The following is a 21,620-nucleotide window of genomic DNA, read 5'->3' on the forward strand; positions in this document are numbered from 1 at the left end:
TGCTTTGGTGCTGGCGTGACGAGCTTTTTCGTATGTCCCGGCGACATTTTTAATATTTTTCCTATCTTCGGGCTTGCGCCACCATCAGTTCCGCAACCACCAGACGGTTAAGGGGACTGCGGTGTACGAACTCAGCGACTGGCAGCAACGCGCTCGGCAGCAAGGCTTCATCGAACAGGCCATCATCGGTGGGCGCCGTGTGGCGGCGCAGTCCGGCGCCACCTTCGCGGCGGTCAACCCGGCCAGCGGCCAGGTGCTGGCCCAGGTCGCCGCCTGTGCTGAAGCCGAGGTCGATCTGGCCGTGCGCAGTGCCCGCCAGGCGTTCGAAGCGGGTGTCTGGTCGCAACGCACGCCGGCCGAGCGCAAGCAGGTGCTGCTGCGCCTGGCCGAGCTGATCCTGGCCAATCGCGATGAGCTGGCGCTGCTCGACTCGCTGAACATGGGCAAGCCGGTGATGGACGCCTGGAACATCGACGTGCCCGGCGCCGCCGGCGTGTTCCGCTGGTACGCGGAAAGCCTCGACAAGCGCTACGACGAAGTCGCTCCCAGCGCGGCCAACGTGCTGGCCACCATCACGCGCGAGGCGCTGGGCGTGGTCGCCGCCGTGGTGCCGTGGAACTTCCCGCTGGACATGGCCGCCTGGAAACTCGCCCCGGCGCTGGCGGCCGGCAACTCGGTGGTGCTCAAGCCTGCCGAGCAGTCGCCATTCTCCGCCTTGCGCCTGGCTGAACTGGCGCTTGAGGCCGGCCTGCCGGAAGGCGTGCTGAACGTGGTGCCGGGGCTCGGCGAGGCTGCCGGCAAGGCCCTTGGCCTGCACATGGACGTCGACTGCCTGGCCTTCACCGGCTCCACCGAGGTGGGCAAATACTTCATGGCTTACTCGGCGCAGTCCAACCTCAAGCAGGTGTGGCTGGAGTGCGGCGGCAAGAGCGCCAATCTGCTGTTCGCCGATTGCCAGGACCTCGACCTGGCCGCCGAGAAGGCCGCCTTCGGCATCTTCTTCAACCAGGGCGAAGTGTGCTCGGCCAACTCGCGCCTGCTGGTGCAGCGCTCGATCCACGACCAGTTCGTCGAACGCCTGCAGGCTCGGGCGCGCGACTGGCTGCCCGGCGATCCGCTGGATCCGGCCAGCCGCGCCGGCGCCATCGTCGAGACGCGGCAGACGGCGCGGATCATGGACTTCATCGCCGGCGCCCGGGCCGAGGGTGCGCGTCTCGTCGCCGGCGGCCGGCAACTGACGATCGGCGGCTCGGCCAACTTCGTCGAGCCGACCATCTTCACCGGCGTGGCGCCGAGCAGCCGCCTGGCCCGCGAGGAAGTCTTCGGTCCGGTGCTGGCGGTGCTGCCGTTCGACAGTGAGGACGAGGCCGTGGCCCTGGCCAACGACAGCGTCTACGGCCTGGCCGCCTCGCTGTGGAGCGACGACCTCAACCGCGCCCACCGTGTTGCCCGCCGCCTCAAGGCCGGCACCGTCTCGGTCAACACCGTCGATGCGCTGGACGTCACCACGCCCTTTGGCGGTGGCCGGCAGTCCGGCTTCGGCCGCGACCTGTCGCTGCATTCGTTCGACAAGTACACGCAACTTAAAACGACATGGTTCCAGCTCCGCTGAGCTGATGACCGGATAACCCAGGAGCCTTGCGATGACTGCCCCGAAGCACACGACTCAGGAATATCAGGCGCTGGATGCGGCGCACCATATCCATGCCTTTCTCGATCAGAAAGCGCTCAACGAGGAGGGTGCGCTGGTCATCGCCAAGGGCCAGGGCCTCAACCTCTGGGACAGCGACGGCAAGCGCTATCTGGACGGCATGTCCGGCCTGTGGTGCACCGCACTGGGCTATGGCCGTGCCGACTTGAATGCCGCAGCCAGCCGTCAGCTGGAGGAGCTGCCGTACTACAACCTGTTCTTCCACACCACGCATCCGCGCGTGGTGGAGCTGTCCGAGCTGCTCTTCAGCCTGTTGCCGGCGCACTACAGCCACGCCATCTACACCAACTCCGGCTCCGAGGCCAACGAGGTGCTGATCCGCACCGTGCGCCGCTACTGGCAGGTGGTCGGCAAGCCGAGCAAGACAATCATGATCGGCCGCTGGAACGGCTATCACGGCTCCACCCTGGGTAGCACCGCGCTCGGCGGCATGGGCTTCATGCATGAAATGGGCGGCATGCTGCCGGGCTTCGCCCATATCGGCGAGCCCTACTACTTCGCCGAGGGCGGCGAGCTGAGTGAGGAGGCCTTCGGGCTCAAGGCGGCGCGCGAGCTGGAAGCGAAGATTCTCGAGCTGGGTGCCGAGAACGTCGCGGCCTTCGTCGCCGAGCCGTTCCAGGGCGCCGGCGGCATGATCTTCCCGCCGCCCAGCTACTGGGCCGAGGTGCAGCGCATCTGCCGCCAGTACGACGTGCTGCTGTGCGCCGACGAGGTGATCGGTGGCTTCGGCCGCACCGGCGAATGGTTCGCCCACCAGCACTTCGGCTTCGAGCCGGACACCCTGACCATCGCCAAGGGCCTGACCTCCGGCTACATCCCCATGGGAGGCCTGGTGCTGGGCAAGCGCATCGCCGATGCCCTGGTGCAGGAAGGCGGCGTGTTCGCCCATGGCCTGACCTATGCCGGCCATCCGGTGGCGGCGGCCGTGGCGATCGCCAACCTCACCGCGCTGCGTGACGAACGCATCGTCGAGAGGGTGAAGGCCGACACCGGCCCCTACCTGCAGAAGCTGCTGCGCGAGACCTTCGCGGATCACCCGCTGATCGGCGACGTCCAGGGCACCGGCCTGGTCGCCGCGCTGCAGTTCGCCGAAGACAGGGCCACGCGCAAGCGTTTCGCCAACGAGAACGACATCGCCTGGCACTGCCGCACTGTCGGCTTCGACGAGGGCCTGATCATCCGCTCCACCCTCGGTCGCATGATCATGGCGCCGGCCCTGGTGGCCACCCACGCCGAGCTGGACGAGCTGGTGGAGAAGACCCGGCGCGCGGTGGATCGCACCGGGCGCGAGCTGAACCTGCTGTAACAGGCGAGATGTACCCGTAGGAGCGGCTGGGCGGCATTCCGCTTCAGCCGCTCCTGCGAAAGCGAACAAAGCGACAGGCATCACCCGGAACCGCCCCGCAGAGGGCGGCAAGAACCAGGATCGGCCCGACGAGGCTGGCCCCATGCACATGCAATTCGGCCCCTGGCCAATCCTGCCCCACGTAAACCAATAACGAGCCAACAGGCTGTGGGAGTGCTTCATGAAATCATCCTTGCGCCACCGTTTCGTCCGTACCTTCGCCTGCACCGCACTGGCTGCCGGCATGGCCGCCAGCGCTCAGGCCGGCACCCTGTCCATCGGCCACACCACCTGGGTCGGCTACGGCACCCTGTACCTGGCCCGTGACCTGGGCTACTTCAAGGACGCCGGCCTCGACCTGCAGCTGACCACCATCGAGGAAGCCTCGATGTACATGGCCGCTCAGGCCTCGGGCAAGCTGTCCGGCTCGGCCTCGACCATCGACGAGATCCTCAAGTACCGCTCCAAGGACTTCTGCTTCAAGGCCGTGGCCGCGCTGGACGAATCCCACGGCGGCGACGGCATCGTGGTGCAGGAGGGCATCGCCGACATGCAGGGCCTCAAGGGCAAGGCAGTGGCGGTCAACGAGGGTTCGGTGTCGCAGTTCTGGCTGAGCTACCTGCTGAAGAAGGCCGGCATGAGCATGAGCGACATCGAGGTGCAGAACATGACGGCCGACGACGCCGCCTCGGCCTTCATCGCCGGCCACGTGCCCGCCGCGGTGACCTGGGAGCCGAACCTGACCATGGTCAAGCAGAAGGGCAGCGGCAAGGTGCTGGTCGACAGCGGCGAGACGCCCGGCGTGATCGTCGACGTGGTGGCACTGGACTGCGACGTCATCGAGAAGCAGCCGGAAGACGTCAAGGCGCTGGTCGCCGGCCTGTACAAGGCGGTCGAGTTCACCCGAAGCAACCCGGAGAAGGCCCACGAAATCATGGCCAAGGGCGTTGGCGGCTACCTGTCCGATCCCAAGGACCTGGCCGAAGCGGCCAAGGGCGTGAAGTTCTACGACCAGGCCATGAGCGAGAAGCTGCTCGGTACTCCCGGCAAGGCCGGTGACATCGCCGAGATCATCAAGCTGGCCAACGAAACCTGGAGCAGCCTGCAGGGCAAGCCCTACGCGGTGAGCTACGAGGATCTGGTGGATACCTCGTTCGTCACGCCGTAACCCTTCTGCGCAGAACGGGCCCTGTGGGAGGGGCTTCAGCCGCGAGCGTCGCCGCTGAAGCGCCCCCACGGTGCCCGCGCCAGCGGCAGAGGGGCCGGCTGCGCGCTCAGCTTCTTCAATACCCGCAACACGAGGTGGTTCATGGCCACGCAAAAATCCTGGGTGCAGCGCTGCCTGACCCCGAAAGTCGATCTGCCGGGCCGTCTGGTGCTCGGTGTCAGCGGCCTGTGCTGGCTGCTGGTGCTTGGCCTGTGGGCCGTCCTGTCGTATGGCGGCGTGGTGCCGTCGATGTTTCTGCCGACCCCCGGCGACGTGGTCGCCGCTGGCGTGCGCCTGGCTGCTGACGGCACCCTGAGCAAGCATGTGCTGGCCAGCCTGGAAGTGGTGCTGATCGGCTTCGTCGTGTCTTCCCTGGTGGCGGTGCCGCTGGGCCTGCTGATGGGCAGCTTCCGCATCGTCCAGGCGTTTCTCGAGCCGCTGGTCAACTTCATCCGCTACCTGCCGGTGACCAGCTTCGTGCCGCTGTTCATCCTGTGGATCGGCATCGGCCTGGAGCAACGCGTGTCGGTGATCATCTTCGGCGTGTTCTTCCAGCAGCTGGTGATGATCGCCGACGTCTCCAAGGGCGTCTCGCGGGACCTGCTCAACGCCAGCTACACCCTCGGCGCCAGCCGCCGTGACGTGGTGCTGCACGTGCTGGCGCCGGCTTCCCTGCCCGGCATCCTCGACACGCTGCGCGTGACCATGGGCTGGGCCTGGACCTACCTGGTGGTGGCCGAACTGGTCGCCGCCTCCAGCGGCCTCGGTTACATCAGCCTCAAGGCCATGCGTGGTTTCCAGGTGGATGTGATCTTCCTCGCCATCGCCATCATCGGCCTGCTCGGGCTGATCACCGATCAACTGTTCCGTCTGCTTCGACTGAGGATTGCCGCATGGGCGCAATAGCCAAGAAACCCTACATCATGCCGGCGCTCAGTCAGTACGCCGAGGTCGCCGCACGGCTCAAGGTGGACAACGTCAGCCTGCGCTACCAGTCGCCTGCGGGGGACACCTTCACCGCGCTGGAGCGGGTCTCCTTCGAGGTGCCGGACCAGCAGTTCGCGGTCATCGTCGGCCCCTCCGGCTGCGGCAAGTCGAGCCTGCTGTACCTCACTGCCGGCCTCAACGAACCGACCGAGGGCGATATCTACGTCGGCGGGCGCAAGGTCGATGGCCCCGGTGCCGACCGTGGCATGGTGTTCCAGGGCTACACCCTGTTCCCCTGGCTCACGGTGCGCCAGAACATCGAGTTCGGCCTCAAGCGCCGGGGGCTGCCGGCCACCGAGATGCGCACCATCGTCGAGTTCTACCTGCAGGAAGTCGGCCTGGACAAGTTCGCCGAGCATTTTCCCAAGCAGCTCTCCGGCGGCATGATGCAGCGCGTGGCCATCGCCCGGGCACTGGCCAACGACCCGCAGATCCTGCTGATGGACGAACCCTTCGGCGCCCTCGACAGCCAGACCCGCCTGCAGATGCAGCAGCTGCTGCTGCAGGTCTGGGGCAACAGCAAGAAGACCGTGGTGTTCGTCACCCACGACATCGATGAAGCCATCCTGCTCGCCGACCGTATCTACGTGATGGGCGCGCGTCCGGGGCGGATCAAGGAAATCCTCGACGTGCCGATCGAGCGTCCGCGCAACCTCGACGTGGTGATGGAGCCCGAGTTCATCCGCATGAAGCGGCACATCCTCGGCCTGCTGCACGACGACATGGAAGAGGTGCACTGAGATGGCGGACAGCTTCGACTACCTGATCGTCGGGGCCGGTTCGGCCGGCTGCGTGCTGGCCAACCGCCTGAGCGCGGACCCGGCCGTGCGCGTCTGTCTGATCGAGGCCGGCGGCAGCGACGCCAGCCCGCGGGTGCAGGTGCCGGCTGGCACCATCACCCTGTACAAGAGCCGCGTGTTCAGCTGGAACTACTTCTCCGCGCCGCAGCGCCACCTCGCCGGGCGTCGTCTGCACACCCCGCGTGGCAAGGCCCTCGGCGGCTCCAGTGCGATGAACAGCATGATCTACATCCGTGGCGACGCCAGCGACTACGACCGCTGGGAAGCCGCCGGCTGCCCCGGCTGGGGCTGGCGCGACGTGCTGCCGTACTTCAAGAAGTCCGAGGGCAACCGCCTCGGCCAGTCCCTGCACTACCACGGCACGCTGGGTGAGCTGCTGGTGGACAAGCCGCGCGACCCCAACCCGTTGTCCGAGCGTTACATCAGCGCCGCCAGCCATATCGGCCTGCGCCGCAACGACGATTTCAACGGCGGCAGCCTGGAGGGTGTCGGCCTGTACAACGTCACCCAGAAGGACGCCAGGCGTCTGTCCAGCTACCGCGCCTTCGTCGCCCCGGTGCGCCAGCGCAGCAACCTCACCGTGCTGACCGGCTGCGAGGTGGAGCGCCTGCTGCTCGACGGCGAGCGCGTCAGCGGCCTGGAACTGCGCGAGAAGGGCCAGTGGCGCACCTTGCAGTGCAGCCGCGAGACCATCCTCTGCGCTGGCGCGCTGGGCTCGCCGCACATCCTGCTGAAATCCGGCATCGGCCCCAGGGCCGAGCTGGAGGCGGCGGGCGTGGCCAGCAAGGTCGACCTGCCCGGAGTCGGCAAGAACCTGCAGGACCATATCGACGGCACGCTCACCGTGCGCTCGAAGAGCCCGCTGTCGCTGGGCTTCTCCATCGGCTCGCTGCCCAAGGTGCTGGCCTCGCCGTTCCAGTACCTGGCGCGCAGGATGGGCTGGCTGACCACCAACTACGTCGAGGCCGGCGGCTTCGCCCGCACGCCGCTGGCGGGTGACCTGCCGGACGTGCAGATGCACTTCGTGCCGGGTTATCGCAGCCATCGCGGGCGCCTGTTCGAGTGGGGCCATGGCTACGCCATCCACACCTGCGTGCTGCGCCCGAAAAGCGTCGGCGAGGTGCGCCTGGGCGAGGGCCGCAGCCTGAGCATCGACTTCAACTTCCTCAGCGACGAGGCCGACGCGCGGGTGCTGGTGGAGGGGGTCAAGCTGGCGCGCAGCATCCTCGCCCAGCCGGAGTTCGACGCCATTCGTGGCAAGGAGATGCTGCCCGGCGCCCAGGTACAGAGTGACGAACAGCTGCTGGCGCACCTGCGCGAGAACGCCGCCACGGTGTTCCACCCGGTGGGCACCTGCAAGATGGGCACGGACGAGGCCGCCGTGGTCTCGCCGCAGCTCAGGGTGCGCGGCCTGAGCAACCTGCGCGTGGCCGATGCCTCGATCATGCCGACGCTGATCAGCGGCAACACCAACGCGCCGTGCATCATGATCGGCGAACGCGCTGCGGAGATGATCCTGCGCGGCTGAACGGGGCTGCGGGCGGGCGTCAGCGCCTGCCCGGGTTCACTGCCGCTTGCGCTCGTTGGCCGGCTGCGGATGGCCGAACAGGAAACCCTGGAAGTGCGAGCAGCCCTGGGCTTGCAACTGCCTGAGCTGCTCTTCGGTTTCCACGCCCTCGGCGGTGGTCTTGATCTGCAGGCTGCTGCTCATGCCGGTGATGGCGCGCACGATCGACATCGCCTCGGGGCTGTCGACCATGTCGTTGATGAACGACTTGTCGATCTTGATCCGGTCGAAGGCGAACGAGCGCAGGTAACTCAGCGAGGAGTAGCCGGTGCCGAAGTCGTCGAGGGCGATGTTCACCCCCAGGGCCTTGAGGCGCTTGAGCGTCTCGATATTGCCGTCGCTGTTGTCGAGCAGCACCGATTCGGTGATCTCCAGCTCCAGGCGCCGAGGCTCCAGGGCCGAGTCCTGCAGGGCCAGGGCGACGATCCTGACCAGCTCGGGGTTCCTGAACTGCACGGGCGACAGGTTGACCGCCACGGTCTGCTCGGTGTTCCAGCTGGCCGCTTCCTGGCAGGCGAGGTTGAGCGCACGTGCGCCCACCTCGTGAATCAGCCCGGTTTCCTCGGCCAGCGGAATGAAGTCCATGGGCATCACCAGGCCATTGAGCGGGTGATGCCAGCGCATCAGCGCCTCGTAGCCGGAGATCTGCCCGTGCTGCTGGTCGATGATCGGCTGGTAGTGCAGCTGCAACTGGCCCAGGTGCAGGGCGGTGCGCAGGTCCATCTCCATGGTGCGGCGGCGGCGCGCGGCGGCATCCAGTTCGGGCTGGAAGTATTCGAAGCGATTGCGCCCGTTGCGCTTGGCCTCGTACAGCGCCAGGTCGGCGTAGCGCAGCAGCTGGTCGGCGCTCTGGTGGTCGTTCGGTGCGATGGCCACGCCCACGCTCAGGCCGACGCTGAAACTGTGGTCGTCGATCATGAAGCTCGGCGCGACCACGTCGATCAGGCGCTGCGCGGTGCGATGGGCACTCTCGGGGCAATCCAGGTTGCGCAGGACGATGGCGAACTCGTCGCCGCCGAGGCGGGCCAGGGTGTCCTGGTCGCGCAGGGTGCCTTTCAGGCGGGTCGCCAGCGCGCGCAGCAAGCGGTCGCCGAAGGCATGGCCGAGCGCGTCGTTGATGTTCTTGAAATTGTCCAGGTCCAGGCACAGTACGCCGACCAGCGAGCGCTCGACCGCGCTCTCGGCGAGGGCTTCCTGCAGACGCTCGGCGAACAGCGTGCGGTTGGCCAGCCCGGTCAGTGCATCGTGGTGCGCCATGTGATGAATCTGCGCGTGCGCGGCCAGTTCGTCGGTGACGTCCTCGGCGATCATCAGCACGTAGCTGGCCTGGTTGGCCCCGCCGTTGCTCAAGGCCACGCGGGTGCGCAGCGTGCGCAGGCCCAGCGGGGTCTCCAGGGACTGTTCACGCAGGTAGCCGGTCTTGGCGCGGATGCCCTGTTCGGTCTGCTCTTCGATATAGCGGGCGATGCCCGCTGCCAGGCAGGCCTGTGGATGCTGGCCGACCATGGCCTGGGCGCTGCAGCCGAACAGGCGCTCGGCCTGCGGGTTGGCCAGCAGGATTTCCCCGGATTGCGGGTTCCTGACGATCAGGCTGGCGGGAATGTTGCCGATCACCGAGTCGAGAAAGCGCGACAGGTTGCTCATCTCCTCGCTGTAGCTTTCCGCCAGTTCCTTGGCCTTGAGCAGCTCCTGTTCGTGCTGGCGGCGCTCGGTGATGTCGCGGGTGATCTTGGCGAAGCCGATGAGCTGGCCCTCGTCGTCGCGCACCGCATCGATGATCACGTGGGCCCAGAACGCTGAACCGTCCTTGCGCAGGCGGATGCCCTCGGCCTCGAAGCGGCCCTCGCGGTGGGCGGTCTCCAGGCCCCGCTGCGGCAGGCCCGTGCTGCGATCTTCCGGCGTGTAGAACAGCGAGAAGTGCTGCCCGACGATTTCGCCGGCACTGTAGCCCTTTGCCCGTTGCGCACCGGCGTTCCAGTTCTGCACATGGCCCTGCGGGTCGAGCATGTAGATGGCGTAGTCCTTGACGCCCTGCACCAGCAGGCGGAAACGCCGCTCCTGCTCGCGCTGTTCGTTCTGCAGGCGCTGCTGCTCGGTGCAGTCCCGGGTGATCTTGGCGAAGCCGATGAGCTGGCCTTCATCGTCGCGCACGGCATCGATGATCACATGCGCCCAGAACGACGAGCCGTCCTTGCGCAGGCGCCAGCCGGTGGCTTCGAAGCGCCCGGTGTCGCGGGCCTGCTGCAGGCCGCGTTGCGGCACGCCGGCGTCACGCTCCTGCGCGCTGTAGAACACCGAGAAATGCTGGCCGACGATTTCCGCCGCCCGGTAGCCCTTGGCCCGCTGGGCACCGGCATTCCAGTTGGTCACCACGCCCTCGGGGCTGAGCAGGTAGATGGCGTAATCCACCACGCTCTGCACCAGCAGGCGATACATCATGTCGGAGTTGAGGTCGATCGGTGACATCGAAGCGATACCTGCGCAGGAAATAACGGCGCAGGGACAGGCCTGCGGGGTGCCATGTGGGTCGGGTGCGACCGTAGGGCAGGCCGTTCAGAAACGGGCAGCGGGAAATTCTGCCCGTCTGCCGGGCGTTTTGCCAGCAAGGCACGGCGCGCCTAGTGCAGCAGTGCGGTTAGCAAGGACAGTGCCAGCAGCAGGCTGAGCAGTTGCCAGAACAGCAGCGGGTCGCGCTCCAGCAGGGGCCGATGCCTGCGCGCGAGCAGCGCCTGGCCGGGATGGCGCAGGGCGTGGGCGAATTCGTCCGGGTCCCGGTAGCGCTGGTTCGGGTCCGGGTGGCAACCCTTGCGCAGCACGTCGTCCAGCCACGGTGGCAGGTCCGCCTGGCGCCCCACTGGCTGGTAGCGCAGGCGCATCTGCGCCGCCCGGCTCCGGGCCCGTGCCATGGCCGCGCCGTAGGGCAGCCGGCCGCTGAGCATCTGGTAGGTGATCACTGCCAGCGAGAACACCTCCGAGCCGACGCTGGCTGGCTGCCCCAGCCAGTATTCCGGTGCGCTGTACTGTGCCGTGCCGAGCGCCTGCCGAAGCGTCTCCCGTGCGTCGCTCTCCTGCAGCCCGGCCACGTGCGTCGCGCCGAAGTCGATGATCTTCACCGTACCCTCGGCGTCGATCATCAGGTTGGCCGGACGCAGGTCCTGGTGCAGCATTTCCAGGCGGTGAAAGGCGCGCAGGCCGCGTGCGATCTGTTCGACGATGTCACGCACCGCCTGCAGGGGCGGCTGCGGGTGGTCGAGCAGCCACTGCGCGAGCGTCTGGCCGTCGATGAATTCGCTGCTGCTGTACAGGTAGTGGCGCGGGCGCGATGGCACATGGGCCTTGAGCACGTGGGGGCTGTCGATGCGCCTGGCGATCCATTCCTCCAGTAGCAGGCGCTGCAGGTACTGCGTGTCCTGCTGCAGATCCTGGGAGGGGGTCTTGAGCACCAGCGTGGCGCCGCTGGCCGGGTCGCGCGCCAGGTACAGGTGGCTGCGCGCGCTGGCGTGCAGCCGGCGCAGGATGCGGTAGCCGTCGAAGTCGCACGGTGCCTCCAGCACGGGAGGGCAGGGCAACTCGTCCAGCTGCCGTTGCAACTCGCCGGGCTCGCCTTCGGGCAACTGCTCGATGCGCAGCAGCTGCACGGTCAGGTTGTCGTCGCTGCCGCCGGCCAGCGCCCGCTCGACGATCCGTTGCGCGGTGTGTTGCAGGTCGTCGGCGCTGCCGGCGAGGCAGGCGCGCAGGCTGCGGTCGTCGAGGAAGGCATGCACGCCGTCGGTGGCCAGCAGGAACAGGTCGCCGACCTCCAGGGGCAGGGCCTGATAGTCGATTTCCAGATGCGCCTGCATGCCCAGCGCGCGGCTGAGGTAGCTCCTGTCGGCGTCGAGGTGCAGGCGATGTTCCTGGGTCAGCGGTTCCAGCACGTCGCCGCGCAGGCGGTAGATGCGCGCGTCGCCGATGTGGAACAGGTGCGCGGTGGTCGACTTCAGCAACAGCGCGCTGAAGGTGCAGACGTAGCCGCGATCCAGATCATAACGGTGCGGGCTGCGCCGGCTCTGCGCGTGCAGCCAGGCATTGGTGGCGGCGAGCACGCGCAGCGCCGAGGTCTTCACCGACCAGGCGTCGCTGGTGCTGTAGTAGTCGCTGAGAAAGGCCGCCACCGCCGTCTCGCTGGCGATGTGGCTGACCTCGCTGCTGCTGATGCCATCGGCCAGGGCGACTGCGATGCCCTTGCTGTCGAGCTGGGCCGCCTGCGGCACGCACAGGCCATGGAAGTCCTGGTTGCGTGGCTTCTTGCCCCTGTCCGAATGCTGGCCGACGCTGACGCGCAGCCGCCCTGGCTGGCGGCTGCGCGGCGAGGCGTCGGCCAGGCTCATCGGCACGGCTCAGTTGTAGGTGGTGCGCTTGGGCGCGGTTCTGACGTGGGTGGTGTAGAGGGTCAGGCCGGTGAAGGCCAGGCCGCCGACCAGGTTGCCCAGTGCGGTGGGGATCTCGTTCCAGATCATGTAATCCATCACCGAGAAGTCGCCGCCCATGATCATCGCCGAGGGGAACAGGAACATGTTCACCACCGAGTGCTCGAAGCCCATGAAGAAGAACAGCATGATCGGCATCCACATGGCGATGGTCTTGCCGCTCACGGTGGTGGAGATCATCGCCCCGACCACGCCCATCGACACCATCCAGTTGCACAGCATGCCGCGCAGGAAGATGGTCGCCCAGCCGGCCAGGCCGTATTCGGCATAGCCCAGGGTGCGCGCCTCGCCGATGTGCGAGATCTTCTCGCCGATGGCGCCCGGGCCGGTGGAGAAGCCGTAGGTGAAGACGAACGCCATCATGAAGGCCACGGTCAGCGCGCCGGCGAAGTTGCCGACGAACACCAGGCCCCAGTTGCGCAGCACGCCGCTCGGGGTGACGCCGGGGCGGCGGTCGAGCAGGGCCAGCGGGGTGAGCATGAACACGCCGGTGAGCAGGTCGAAGCCCATCAGGTAGAGCATCACGAAGCCGACCGGGAAGAGCATGGCGCCCACCAGCGGCGAGCCGGTCTGCACGCCCACGGTGATGGCGAACACCGCCGCCAGGGCCAGGATGGCGCCCGCCATGAAGGCGCGGATCAGGGTGTCGCGGGTCGACATGAAGATCTTCGACTCACCGGCATCCACCATCTTGGTGACGAATTCTGTCGGGACCAGATAGGACATGTTTGCGCTCTCTCGTTAGTTGTTGAAAAAGGGGGCAGGGGCTCAGCCCAGGCTGATTTCCACCCGCTCGCCACGCAGGCGCACGGGCCAGACCGGCAGGTGCTGCTCGGGGTATTCCAGACAGGCACCGTCGCGCAGGCGAAAGTGCTGCTTGTACAGCGGCGAGGCGATCACCAGATCGCCTCCCAGGTGACCGACCAGGCCGCGGCCGATGACGTTGGCGCCGGATTTCGGGTCGCGGTTGCCGATGGCGAATACCTGCGGCTCGCTGTCCGGCAGGTAGAACAGCGCCACCTGCTGGCCGCCGGCCAGGGCGACGATGCCGGAGCCGGCCACCAGGTCGGCGGTGCGGCACAGGGGGCGCCAGTCGGCGTGCGGATCGCGTGCGGTGTTGGACGGGCTCATCAGACGGCCTCCTCGGTGACGGGGATCAGTTCCAGTTCATGGGCGCGCGCCGGACGGCGCTGGCCGCGTTCGCGGACGAAGCGGATGTCGGGGTCGCCGCCTTTTTCGTTGACGAAGGTGCGGAAGCGCTTGAGCTTCTCCTCGTCCTTCAGCGCGCCCGCCCATTCGCATTCGTAGCGCTCGACCACCAGCTGCATCTGCGCTTCCAGTTCGGCGGCGAGGCCCAGGCTGTCTTCCAGGATCACTTGCTTGAGGTAGTCCAGGCCGCCTTCCAGCGATTCGCGCCACACCGAGGTGCGCTGCAGCTTGTCGGCGGTGCGGATGTAGAACATCAGCACGCGGTCGATGAGGCGTACCAGGCTGTCGTCGTCCAGGTCGGTGGCGAACAGTTCGGCATGCCGTGGGCGCATGCCGCCGTTGCCGCAGACGTACAGGTTCCAGCCGTTCTCGGTGGCGATCACGCCGATGTCCTTGCTCTGCGCCTCGGCGCACTCGCGGGTGCAGCCGCTGACCGCGAACTTGATCTTGTGCGGCGAGCGCAGGCCCTTGTAGCGATTCTCCAGGTGCAGGGCCATGGCCACGCTGTCCTGCACGCCGTAGCGGCACCAGGTGCTGCCGACGCAGCTTTTCACCGTGCGCAGCGACTTGCCGTAGGCGTGGCCGGTCTCGAAACCGGCAGCGATCAGTTCGCCCCAGATGTCCGGCAGTTCGTGCAGCTGGGCGCCGAACAGGTCGATGCGCTGGCCGCCGGTGATCTTGGTGTAGAGGTCGTATTTCTTCGCCACCGCGCCGATGGCGATCAGCCCCTCGGGGGTGATCTCGCCGCCGGGGATGCGCGGCACCACCGAGTAGGTGCCGTTCTTCTGCATGTTGGCCATGAAGGTGTCGTTGGTGTCCTGCAGCGGAATCAGCGCCGGCTCGGTGATCGGCCGGTTCCAGCAGGAGGCGAGGATCGAGCCCACCGCCGGTTTGCAGATGTCGCAGCCGAGGTGGCCCTTGCCATGCCTGGCCAGCAGCTCCTCGAACGTCTCGATGCCCTCGACGCGGACGAAGTGATAGAGCTCCTGGCGGGTGTGGGCGAAGTGCTCGCAGAGGCTCGTGTCGACGGCCACGCCACGGGCGCTCAGCTCGTGCTCGACCACCTGCTTGAGCAGCGCCGCGCAGCCGCCACAGCCGGTGGCTGCTTTTGTGCTGGCCTTGACCCCGGCGACATCGCAGCAGCCGGCGTCGATGGCGGCGCACACCGAGCCCTTGCTGACGTTGTGGCAGGAGCAGATGGTGGCGCTGTCCGGCAGGGCGTCGGCGCCGAGCGCCGGGGCGCCGCCACCGGCGGGCATGATCAGGCTGGCCGGGTCGTCCGGCAGCCTGATGCCGTTCTGCGCGTACTGCAGCAGGGTGTCGTAGTAGCTGTTGTCGCCGACCAGCACGGCGCCGAGCACCTGGCAGCCGTCGGCGGAGACCACCAGGCGACGGTAGCTGGCGCTGGCCTCGTCGATGTAGCGGTAGCTGCGCGCGCCGGCCGTTGCGCCGTGGGCGTCGCCGATGGAGCCGACATCGACGCCGAGCAGCTTGAGCTTGGTCGACATGTCGGCGCCGAGGAACGGCTGCGCCTCGGCGCCGCAGAGCCGGGCAGCGACGGCGCGGGCCATCTGGTAGCCGGGCGCGACCAGGCCGAAGATGCTGCCATTCCAGGCCGCGCACTCGCCGATGGCGTAGATGTTCGGGTCGCTGCTCAGGCACTGGTCATCGATCGCCACGCCGCCGCGCGGGCCGAGTTCCAGCGCGCAGGCGCGGGCCAGGGCGTCCTGCGGGCGGATACCGGCGGAGAAGACGATCAGGTCGGTCTCCAGGGCCTCATCGCCGGCGAAGTTCATCCGGTAGCGGTAGTCGCTGCCGGCGCTGATCGACTGCGTGGCCTTGCCCAGGTGCACGCCGACGCCGAGGTCCTCGATGCGCTGCCTGAGCGCGGCGCCGCCGAAGTCGTCGAGTTGCACCGGCATCAGGCGCGGGGCGAATTCCACCACGTGCGCTTCCAGGCCCAGCGATTTCAGCGCGTTGGCTGCCTCCAGACCGAGCAGGCCGCCGCCGACCACCACGCCGCGGCGTTTGCCCTGGGCGGCGGCGCGGATGGCGTCGAGATCGTCGAGGGTGCGGTAGACCAGGCGCGCATCGCCCTCGGCGCCTTCGATGGGCGGCACGAAGGGGTAGGAGCCGGTGGCCAGCACCAGCTTGTCGTAGGTGAAGCGCCCCTTGGCGGTGATCACCTCGCAGGCGGCGCGGTCGATCTCCAGCACCGGCGCAGCCAGGTGCAGGTACAGGCCGGGGCGTGCGTACAGTTCGGCGGCGCTCATCGCCAGGGATTCAGCATCGCGCCCGCTGAAGTATTCGGAGAGGTGCACGCGGTCGTAGGCGCGCTGCGCCTCCTCGCCGAACACGTCGATCCGGTAGTGTTCCAGCGCGCCGGCCGCGAGCAGTTGCTCGACGCAGTGGTGGCCGACCATGCCGTTGCCGATGATGACCAGGCGTTGCTTGTTGCTGGGGCGTTCTGTGCTGTTCATGGTGGTTCCCGGCGAAAGCTCATCAGGTTTTCGTGCGGCAAAAAAAAGCGCCTGAAACCTTGCGGTTCCAGGCGCCTTTGCCTGTTCTGTCGCGTGCCGCTCTATGGCACGTCGCTACCCAATTGCCTGCGTTGGCTGTTCGATCGCCGTTGACCGAGTGGGTTGCCCGGGTGGCCGGGCTTGTACGGAGTCATGCAGTGGCTGTGCCAATCCCTGTCGAGATGCGCCAGGCCGCTCTGTTCCGGGCCTCGGGCGCTGCGCTCAGGCGCGTTGCGGGTGGCGCGCGCAGCCCAAAAGAATGCACGGCGCGAATCCCTGCCCCATTGTGAGTCGCGGCCGGCCTGTGTTCAGCGGGCACGCCAGACGCTGGCCAGCCAGGGTTGTTGCTCACGTGGCAGGCCGTCTGGACGGTAGTAGTGCTCCAGCTCGGCGAAGCCGGCAGCGACGAGCCGTGCACGCCAGCGCTCCAGGTCGTGGTAGCTGCCGTAGCGCGGGCCGTTCCAGCCTTCCTGGTTGTCGCCGCGCGGGTTGGAGCTGAACAGCACGCCGCCGGTTTTCAGCGCCGCATGCAGTTGGCCGAGCACGCGCGGCAGCTCCTGGTCCGGCACATGGAACAGGCTGGCGTTGGCGAAGATACCGTCGAAATGCGCCTCGGGCAGGTCCAGGGCGAGGAAGTTCTGCTGCCACACCTCGCAGCCGCTGTCGGTGCGCGCCATCTCGACGAATTCGGCGCAGCCATCCAGGCCGACGGCCTGATGCCCGAGCGCGCTGAAGGTGCGCAGGTCGCGGCCGGGGCCGCAGCCGAGATCGAGGATGCGCCAGGGCCTCGGCGCCTCGATATGGCGCAGCAGGGCGGCGATGTTCTGGCTGACGTCGTGGTCGCGGGTGCCCGCGCGGAAATCCTCGGCGCTGTCCTGATAGTGGCTCAGGGTCAGGGCGCTGATCTGGGCGAGTTCGTCGAGGGTGAGCGGCATGGCGAGGCTTCCGTAAAAACGTTCGGACAAGGCTACCAAAGTCGTCTGCCCTCTGCGCTTGCACGCTATTCCCAAGGAGCGGCTTCAGCCGCGATGAAACAGCTCGCCGCTATAGCGCCTCCTACGGGTTTGTGGTCTGAACCATACCGCCCGCAACCGCACGGAGCGTGGGAGGGGCTTCAGCCGCGACTGCACAAGATTCGTCGAACCGGCCCAAAATATTTCGGTTGCCATCTGCCTGTGGAGCAACCAGCGCAACAACCTGTTCACCGGTTTGCCCCATGGCAGGGCTTTGCCGTAGATTGGCCGGCTCACCTCGACCGGCATCGGCCGGTCATGCCTCGAGGTTTCCTCCGTGTCCGCTGCCCCAGTTTCCGTTTACCGGCTTCCCGGTTTCCTGCCCTTTCTCGTCGCGCGCATCGTGGTGGTCTTCGCCGTGCAGATTCAGGCCATCGTGGTGGCCTGGCAGGTTTATGACCTGACGCGCGATCCCCTGTCGCTGGCCTATGTCGGCCTGGCCCAGTTCATCCCCATGCTGGTGCTGCTGATGCCGGCGGGCGACCTGATCGACCGTTACGACCGCAAGCTGATCCTCATGCTCAGCTGGCTGGTGGAGGCGCTGTGCGCGGGGGCGCTGCTCTGGCTGTCACTGAGCGAGGCGCCGGTCAGCTGGTACTACGCCGTGCTGGTGCTCTACGGCTGTGGCCGTGCCTTCACCGGACCGGCGCTGTCGAGCCTGTTGCCGCAGATCGTGCCGCGCGAGCGCCTGGCGGCGGCCATCGCGGCCAACAGCATGATCATGCGCGGCGCGACCATTTCCGGCCCGGTGCTCGGCGGTGGCCTGTACGCCATCGGCGGCGGTGGCCTGACCTACTCGGTGTGTCTGCTGTGTTTCCTCGTTGGCACGGCGCTGCTGCCGCTGGTGCCGGTGCGCTATGCGGAGAAGATGCAGGCGCTGGAATCGACCGCCTGGGCGCGCTTCACTGCGGGTATCCACTTCATCCGCACGCGGCCGATCATTCTCGGCACCATCTCGCTGGACCTGTTCGCCGTGCTGCTCGGTGGCGTGGTGGCGTTGCTGCCGATCTACGCCCAGGAGGTGCTGGAGGTCGGCCCCACGGGCCTGGGCCTGCTGCGCAGCGCCATGGCCATCGGCGAGGTGACCGTGGGCCTGTACCTGAGCATGAGACCCTTCAACCGGCATGTCGGCCTGGTGATGTTCGGCGCGGTGGCGCTGTTCGGCCTGGCCAACCTGGTGTTCGCCCTGTCCAGCCTGTTCTGGCTGTCCTTCGCCGCGCTGATGGTGGCCGGCGGCGCGGACATGGTGAGCATGTACATTCGTTCCTCGCTGGTGCAGTTCTCCACACCGGACGCCATGCGTGGCCGGGTCAACGCGGTGAACATGCTGTTCATCGGTTCGTCCAACGAGCTGGGCGAATTCCGCGCCGGTACCAGTGCCGCCTGGTTCGGCGTGGTGCCGGCGGCGTTGCTCGGTTGCGCCTGCACCCTGCTGGTGACCGGCGGCTGGATGCTCGGCTTCAAGAGCCTGCGCAAGGTCGACCGTTTCGAGGATGCGTCGCCGAGCAAGGTGGCCTGACAGCGTTCGGTCGCTGACGCGATCCTGGTCCGGGGCGGTACAGCCAGCACAAGGCCATTAGGTCATCTGTGTTATGGCTGGGCCACCTGCCCGTCCTTATGCTCCTTGCTTACCGCCCTTGCGTGGCTGCTCGCGCGCAGCGCCGAGGCCCCGTGGGCGGTATGGACGGATCAAAACAAGGACATTCAGCATGAACAAGACAACCCTCATCGCCGCGGCGGCCCTCTCTCTGACCCTGCTGGCAGGCTGCAACGTTCGTACGCCGCTGGACTACGAGACCGGCGTGTACATCGCCCCGGAAACGCTGCAGCAGCTGAAAAGCTCCGGTGCCACTCAGGATGAGGTCGTCAAGCAGGTCGGTCACCCTAACTCCAAGTCCGAGCTGAGCGGCAAGGAAGTGTGGAAGTACGACTACAGCCTGATCACCGCGATACCAGGGGCGTACAACAAGAACGAGTCGACCGTGTTCGAGTGGAGCAAGGCCGGCAAACTGCTGGACGCCTACAAGACCAACGGCGGTGCCGGCGCCAATGGCAACCCGCTGCTGAAGGCCGCCGGCAACTGAAGCGGGGCCGGCACGCTGAGGAAAACGCCCGACCTGTCGTAATGCTGTTCCCAGGAGCAGTAGTCGGACGCGCCTAGTCCCCTCTCCCCCAGCCCCTCTCCCATGAATGGGAGAGGGGAGCCAAACGCGTGCAACCTTGGATAAGCAGCATTACCGAGCTGTCTGTCGGGCGTTTCCCTGTGTGCGGGTTGCACAGAGGCGGCGGTTGACCGTTGTCCCCATTGTCTGTGGTCCCGGCCTGTGTAGAGTAGGGCGGGCCAGCCTGCTCCCCAGGCTGGCAGGACGACTGACCTTCAGGGACGAAACGGCGCATGTCCACCGCTCGCAAGCTGCTCATCTACGCAACGCTGGTCCTCGGCACCTTCGCCTGTGCGTTGGCGATCCGCCTGGCCTATCTGCACACGCTCAACGAGCACCGCCTGAGCATGGTGCCCGACGCGCTGCAGGTCACCTCCATCGTCTATGCCATGGAGGAGTCCTGGGGATTCGGCCCAGGCGGCAACGAGACCGGGATTCTCGTCTATCGCCTGCCCGCAGCCACCGCGGCGCTCGCCGGCACGGGGCTGGGCTTCTTCGAGAACATGCCGGGCAACAGCGCCACTGCAGGGCGGCGCTGGCGCGGCTCGTACAGCGACTGGAAAGAAACGCCGATCGCCGCGGACGAGCGGCACTGGCCTTTGGACAGTCGCCAGCAGTCGCTGAGCAGCCTCGACTACCTCTGCCGTTATGGCTTCTGCATCGAGGTGGCCGCCGCGCTGATACGCGATGTCGACAGCCTTATCAACAGCCCGGGCAGCTATTACGCCTATGGTCGGATCGGCCTGATCGTCGTCAGCCCCGAGAAGCGCCTGGTGGTCTATCTGTACAACGGCTGACGCCTCCCGATTGCTTCACAGATTCTGTTGGCAGTCCTGTGGATAACCTTTGCAAAAGCCCTTCCTGCCTAGCATTCCCGCGGCCTGCCCGGAGCCGTTCAGTTTTTGCCCAGTGACGTCTTGTTGGCGTCATCGACAGGTCGCATCGTTCGATCAATCAATGACTTGCGTTGAGTTTCCCACAGCGGGGCAGGGGCTGGCCGCAGGCGCCCGGCTCATGCACAGAATCTGGGGAAAGCGCTGTGGATAAGATGCGGGAAAAGCGTTCCAGGCCAGGTGGTACAAGGGCTGCGGGAGGCTGGTCGTTTTTCGTGCGCTGTCGCTTCGCTGTCATGTTTCGCGGCTATAGTGGGCGGTCGGTTTTCGTCGTGCTGGAGCCTGCCCAATGTCCGATTCGCCAGAGCGTCCTGCCCCGGTCAGCCTGCTGCAGGCGTTGCGTTTCTGGCTGAAGCTGGGGCTGATCAGCTTCGGCGGGCCGGCCGGGCAGATCTCGATCATGCATCAGGAGCTGGTGGAGAAGCGCCGCTGGTTGTCCGAGCGACGATTTCTGCATGCGCTGAACTACTGCATGCTGTTGCCCGGGCCGGAGGCGCAGCAGCTGGCCACCTATATCGGCTGGCTGATGCACCGCAGCTGGGGCGGAGTGATCGCCGGCGTGCTGTTCGTGCTGCCATCGCTGCTGATCCTCATCGGCCTGTCCTGGGTCTATCTGGCCTATGGCGACGTGCCCCTGGTGGCGGGGCTCTTCTATGGCCTCAAGCCGGCGGTGACGGCCATCGTGGCGCAGGCGGCCTGGCGCATCGGCGGGCGGGTGCTGAGAAACGCCTGGCTGTGGGGCATCGCGCTGGCGGCCTTCGTCGCGATCTTCGCGTTGCAGCTGCCCTTTCCCCTGATCGTGCTGGCTGCCGCGCTGATCGGCTACCTTGGCGGGCGCCTGGCGCCGCAGCATTTCACCGGCGCGGCTGCGCATGGCGAGGTTGGCGCCGCCCCGGTGGCGGCGCTGATCGATGACGACACGCGCCTGGCGCATACGCGTTTCCGGCCCGCTCGCCTGGGGCTGATCCTGCTGCTGGGCGCGTTGCTGTGGTTGCTGCCGATGGGCCTGCTGACCCTGGCGTTCGGCTGGCAGGGCACGCTGACGCAGATGGGCTGGTTCTTCACCAAGGCGGCGCTGCTGACCTTTGGCGGCGCCTACGCGGTGCTGCCCTATGTGTATCAGGGCGCCATCGAGCAGTATGGCTGGCTGACGCCCAGGCAGATGATCGACGGCCTGGCGCTCGGCGAGACCACGCCGGGGCCGCTGATCATGGTCGTCGCCTTCGTGGCCTTCGTCGGTGCCTACGGCCAGCCGCCGTTCGCGGGCGACTCGGCCTTCGCCAGTGGTGCTCTGGCGGCTGTATTGGTCACCTGGTTCACCTTTCTGCCGTCGTTCCTGTTCATCCTCGCCGGCGGGCCGCTGGTGGAGTCGACCCACGGCCGCTTGCAGTTCACCGCGCCGCTGACCGGCATCACCGCTGCGGTGGTCGGGGTCATCGTCAATCTGGCGCTGTTCTTCGCCTATCACGTGCTCTGGCCAGAGGGCTTCGGCGGGACCTTCGACTGGCTGTCGGCAGCGATCACGCTGGGCGCGGGCGTGGCGCTGCTGGGCTTGCGGCGCGGCGTGATCGAGACGCTGCTGGCCTGTGCGCTGCTGGGGCTGGCGGTGCAGTTGCTGGCCTGAGTGGCGGGCTTGCCAATGCCTGACGGGTTGCGCGGCGCTTGAGCCGGCGCGCCGCCACGGGCCCGGCGGCGCTGCATCGATACGCTTTCTTTACGCCCCGCCAGCCGCCTGCCA

The 21,620-nt window shown here is 67.1% G+C and carries 16 protein-coding genes; 10 read left to right on the top strand and 6 right to left on the bottom strand.

Annotated elements, in window-relative coordinates:
* The first annotated feature begins 121 nt into the window (after window positions 1-121).
* The 6 genes from EPK82_RS19080 (at window position 122) to EPK82_RS19105 (ending at window position 7,578) form a co-directional block, all read left to right on the top strand.
* Window positions 122-1,612: an aldehyde dehydrogenase gene (locus EPK82_RS19080; RefSeq protein ID WP_134677669.1), complete on the top strand. Its 1,491-nt coding sequence runs from the start codon at window positions 122-124 to the stop codon at window positions 1,610-1,612.
* 31 nt (window positions 1,613-1,643) lie between these two features.
* Complete coding sequence (locus EPK82_RS19085) at window positions 1,644-3,017, top strand: aspartate aminotransferase family protein (protein WP_134677670.1); 1,374 nt, start codon at window positions 1,644-1,646, stop codon at window positions 3,015-3,017.
* 220 nt (window positions 3,018-3,237) lie between these two features.
* Complete coding sequence (locus EPK82_RS19090) at window positions 3,238-4,224, top strand: ABC transporter substrate-binding protein (RefSeq protein WP_134677671.1); 987 nt, start codon at window positions 3,238-3,240, stop codon at window positions 4,222-4,224.
* A gap of 141 nt (window positions 4,225-4,365) precedes the next feature.
* Window positions 4,366-5,169: an ABC transporter permease gene (locus tag EPK82_RS19095; RefSeq protein WP_037051317.1), complete on the top strand. Its 804-nt coding sequence runs from the start codon at window positions 4,366-4,368 to the stop codon at window positions 5,167-5,169.
* A complete protein-coding gene (locus tag EPK82_RS19100) occupies window positions 5,157-5,990 on the top strand; it encodes an ABC transporter ATP-binding protein (protein ID WP_037051320.1) in 834 nt (277 codons plus the stop codon). Before EPK82_RS19095 ends, EPK82_RS19100 begins: the two co-directional genes overlap by 13 nt.
* 1 nt (window position 5,991) lies before the next feature.
* The gene (locus EPK82_RS19105; protein ID WP_134677672.1) at window positions 5,992-7,578 is read left to right on the top strand and encodes a GMC family oxidoreductase; all 1,587 of its coding nucleotides are present in this window, start codon (window positions 5,992-5,994) and stop codon (window positions 7,576-7,578) included.
* Between the two features lie 36 nt (window positions 7,579-7,614).
* Here EPK82_RS19105 and EPK82_RS19110 read toward each other — a convergent pair whose 3' ends face one another.
* From EPK82_RS19110 to EPK82_RS19135, 6 genes are all read right to left on the bottom strand, one after another.
* Entirely contained in the window at window positions 7,615-10,083 is a 2,469-nt protein-coding gene (locus EPK82_RS19110) for a sensor domain-containing protein (RefSeq protein WP_244230045.1), read from the bottom strand.
* Window positions 10,084-10,235: 152 nt separating this feature from the next.
* On the bottom strand, window positions 10,236-11,987 hold the full coding sequence (locus EPK82_RS19115) for a bifunctional protein-serine/threonine kinase/phosphatase (RefSeq protein WP_134677673.1): 1,752 nt from the start codon (window positions 11,985-11,987) through the stop codon (window positions 10,236-10,238).
* 9 nt (window positions 11,988-11,996) lie between these two features.
* On the bottom strand, window positions 11,997-12,812 hold the full coding sequence (locus EPK82_RS19120; protein WP_037051328.1) for a formate/nitrite transporter family protein: 816 nt from the start codon (window positions 12,810-12,812) through the stop codon (window positions 11,997-11,999).
* A 42-nt stretch (window positions 12,813-12,854) separates the two neighbouring features.
* Complete coding sequence (gene nirD / locus EPK82_RS19125) at window positions 12,855-13,217, bottom strand: nitrite reductase small subunit NirD (protein WP_134677674.1); 363 nt, start codon at window positions 13,215-13,217, stop codon at window positions 12,855-12,857.
* Window positions 13,217-15,775, bottom strand: a complete 2,559-nt coding sequence (gene nirB, locus EPK82_RS19130) for a nitrite reductase large subunit NirB (protein WP_134677675.1) — start codon at window positions 15,773-15,775, stop codon at window positions 13,217-13,219. Before nirB ends, nirD begins: the two co-directional genes overlap by 1 nt.
* A 347-nt stretch (window positions 15,776-16,122) precedes the next feature.
* Complete coding sequence (locus EPK82_RS19135; RefSeq protein ID WP_134677676.1) at window positions 16,123-16,749, bottom strand: class I SAM-dependent methyltransferase; 627 nt, start codon at window positions 16,747-16,749, stop codon at window positions 16,123-16,125.
* 355 nt (window positions 16,750-17,104) lie between these two features.
* Between EPK82_RS19135 and EPK82_RS19140 the strand changes: the two genes are divergently transcribed.
* The 4 genes from EPK82_RS19140 to chrA all read left to right on the top strand — a co-directional run bounded on the left by EPK82_RS19140 (window position 17,105) and on the right by chrA (window position 21,506).
* Complete coding sequence (locus EPK82_RS19140) at window positions 17,105-18,346, top strand: MFS transporter (protein ID WP_037051339.1); 1,242 nt, start codon at window positions 17,105-17,107, stop codon at window positions 18,344-18,346.
* Window positions 18,347-18,536: 190 nt separating this feature from the next.
* Entirely contained in the window at window positions 18,537-18,911 is a 375-nt protein-coding gene (locus EPK82_RS19145; RefSeq protein ID WP_037051342.1) for a hypothetical protein, read from the top strand.
* Between the two features lie 311 nt (window positions 18,912-19,222).
* Entirely contained in the window at window positions 19,223-19,786 is a 564-nt protein-coding gene (locus tag EPK82_RS19150; RefSeq protein ID WP_134677677.1) for a hypothetical protein, read from the top strand.
* A gap of 385 nt (window positions 19,787-20,171) precedes the next feature.
* Window positions 20,172-21,506, top strand: a complete 1,335-nt coding sequence (gene chrA / locus EPK82_RS19155) for a chromate efflux transporter (protein WP_134677678.1) — start codon at window positions 20,172-20,174, stop codon at window positions 21,504-21,506.
* Window positions 21,507-21,620: the final 114 nt, after the last annotated feature.

It is taken from the genome of Ectopseudomonas khazarica, assembly GCF_004521985.1.
GTDB lineage: Bacteria > Pseudomonadota > Gammaproteobacteria > Pseudomonadales > Pseudomonadaceae > Aquipseudomonas > Aquipseudomonas khazarica.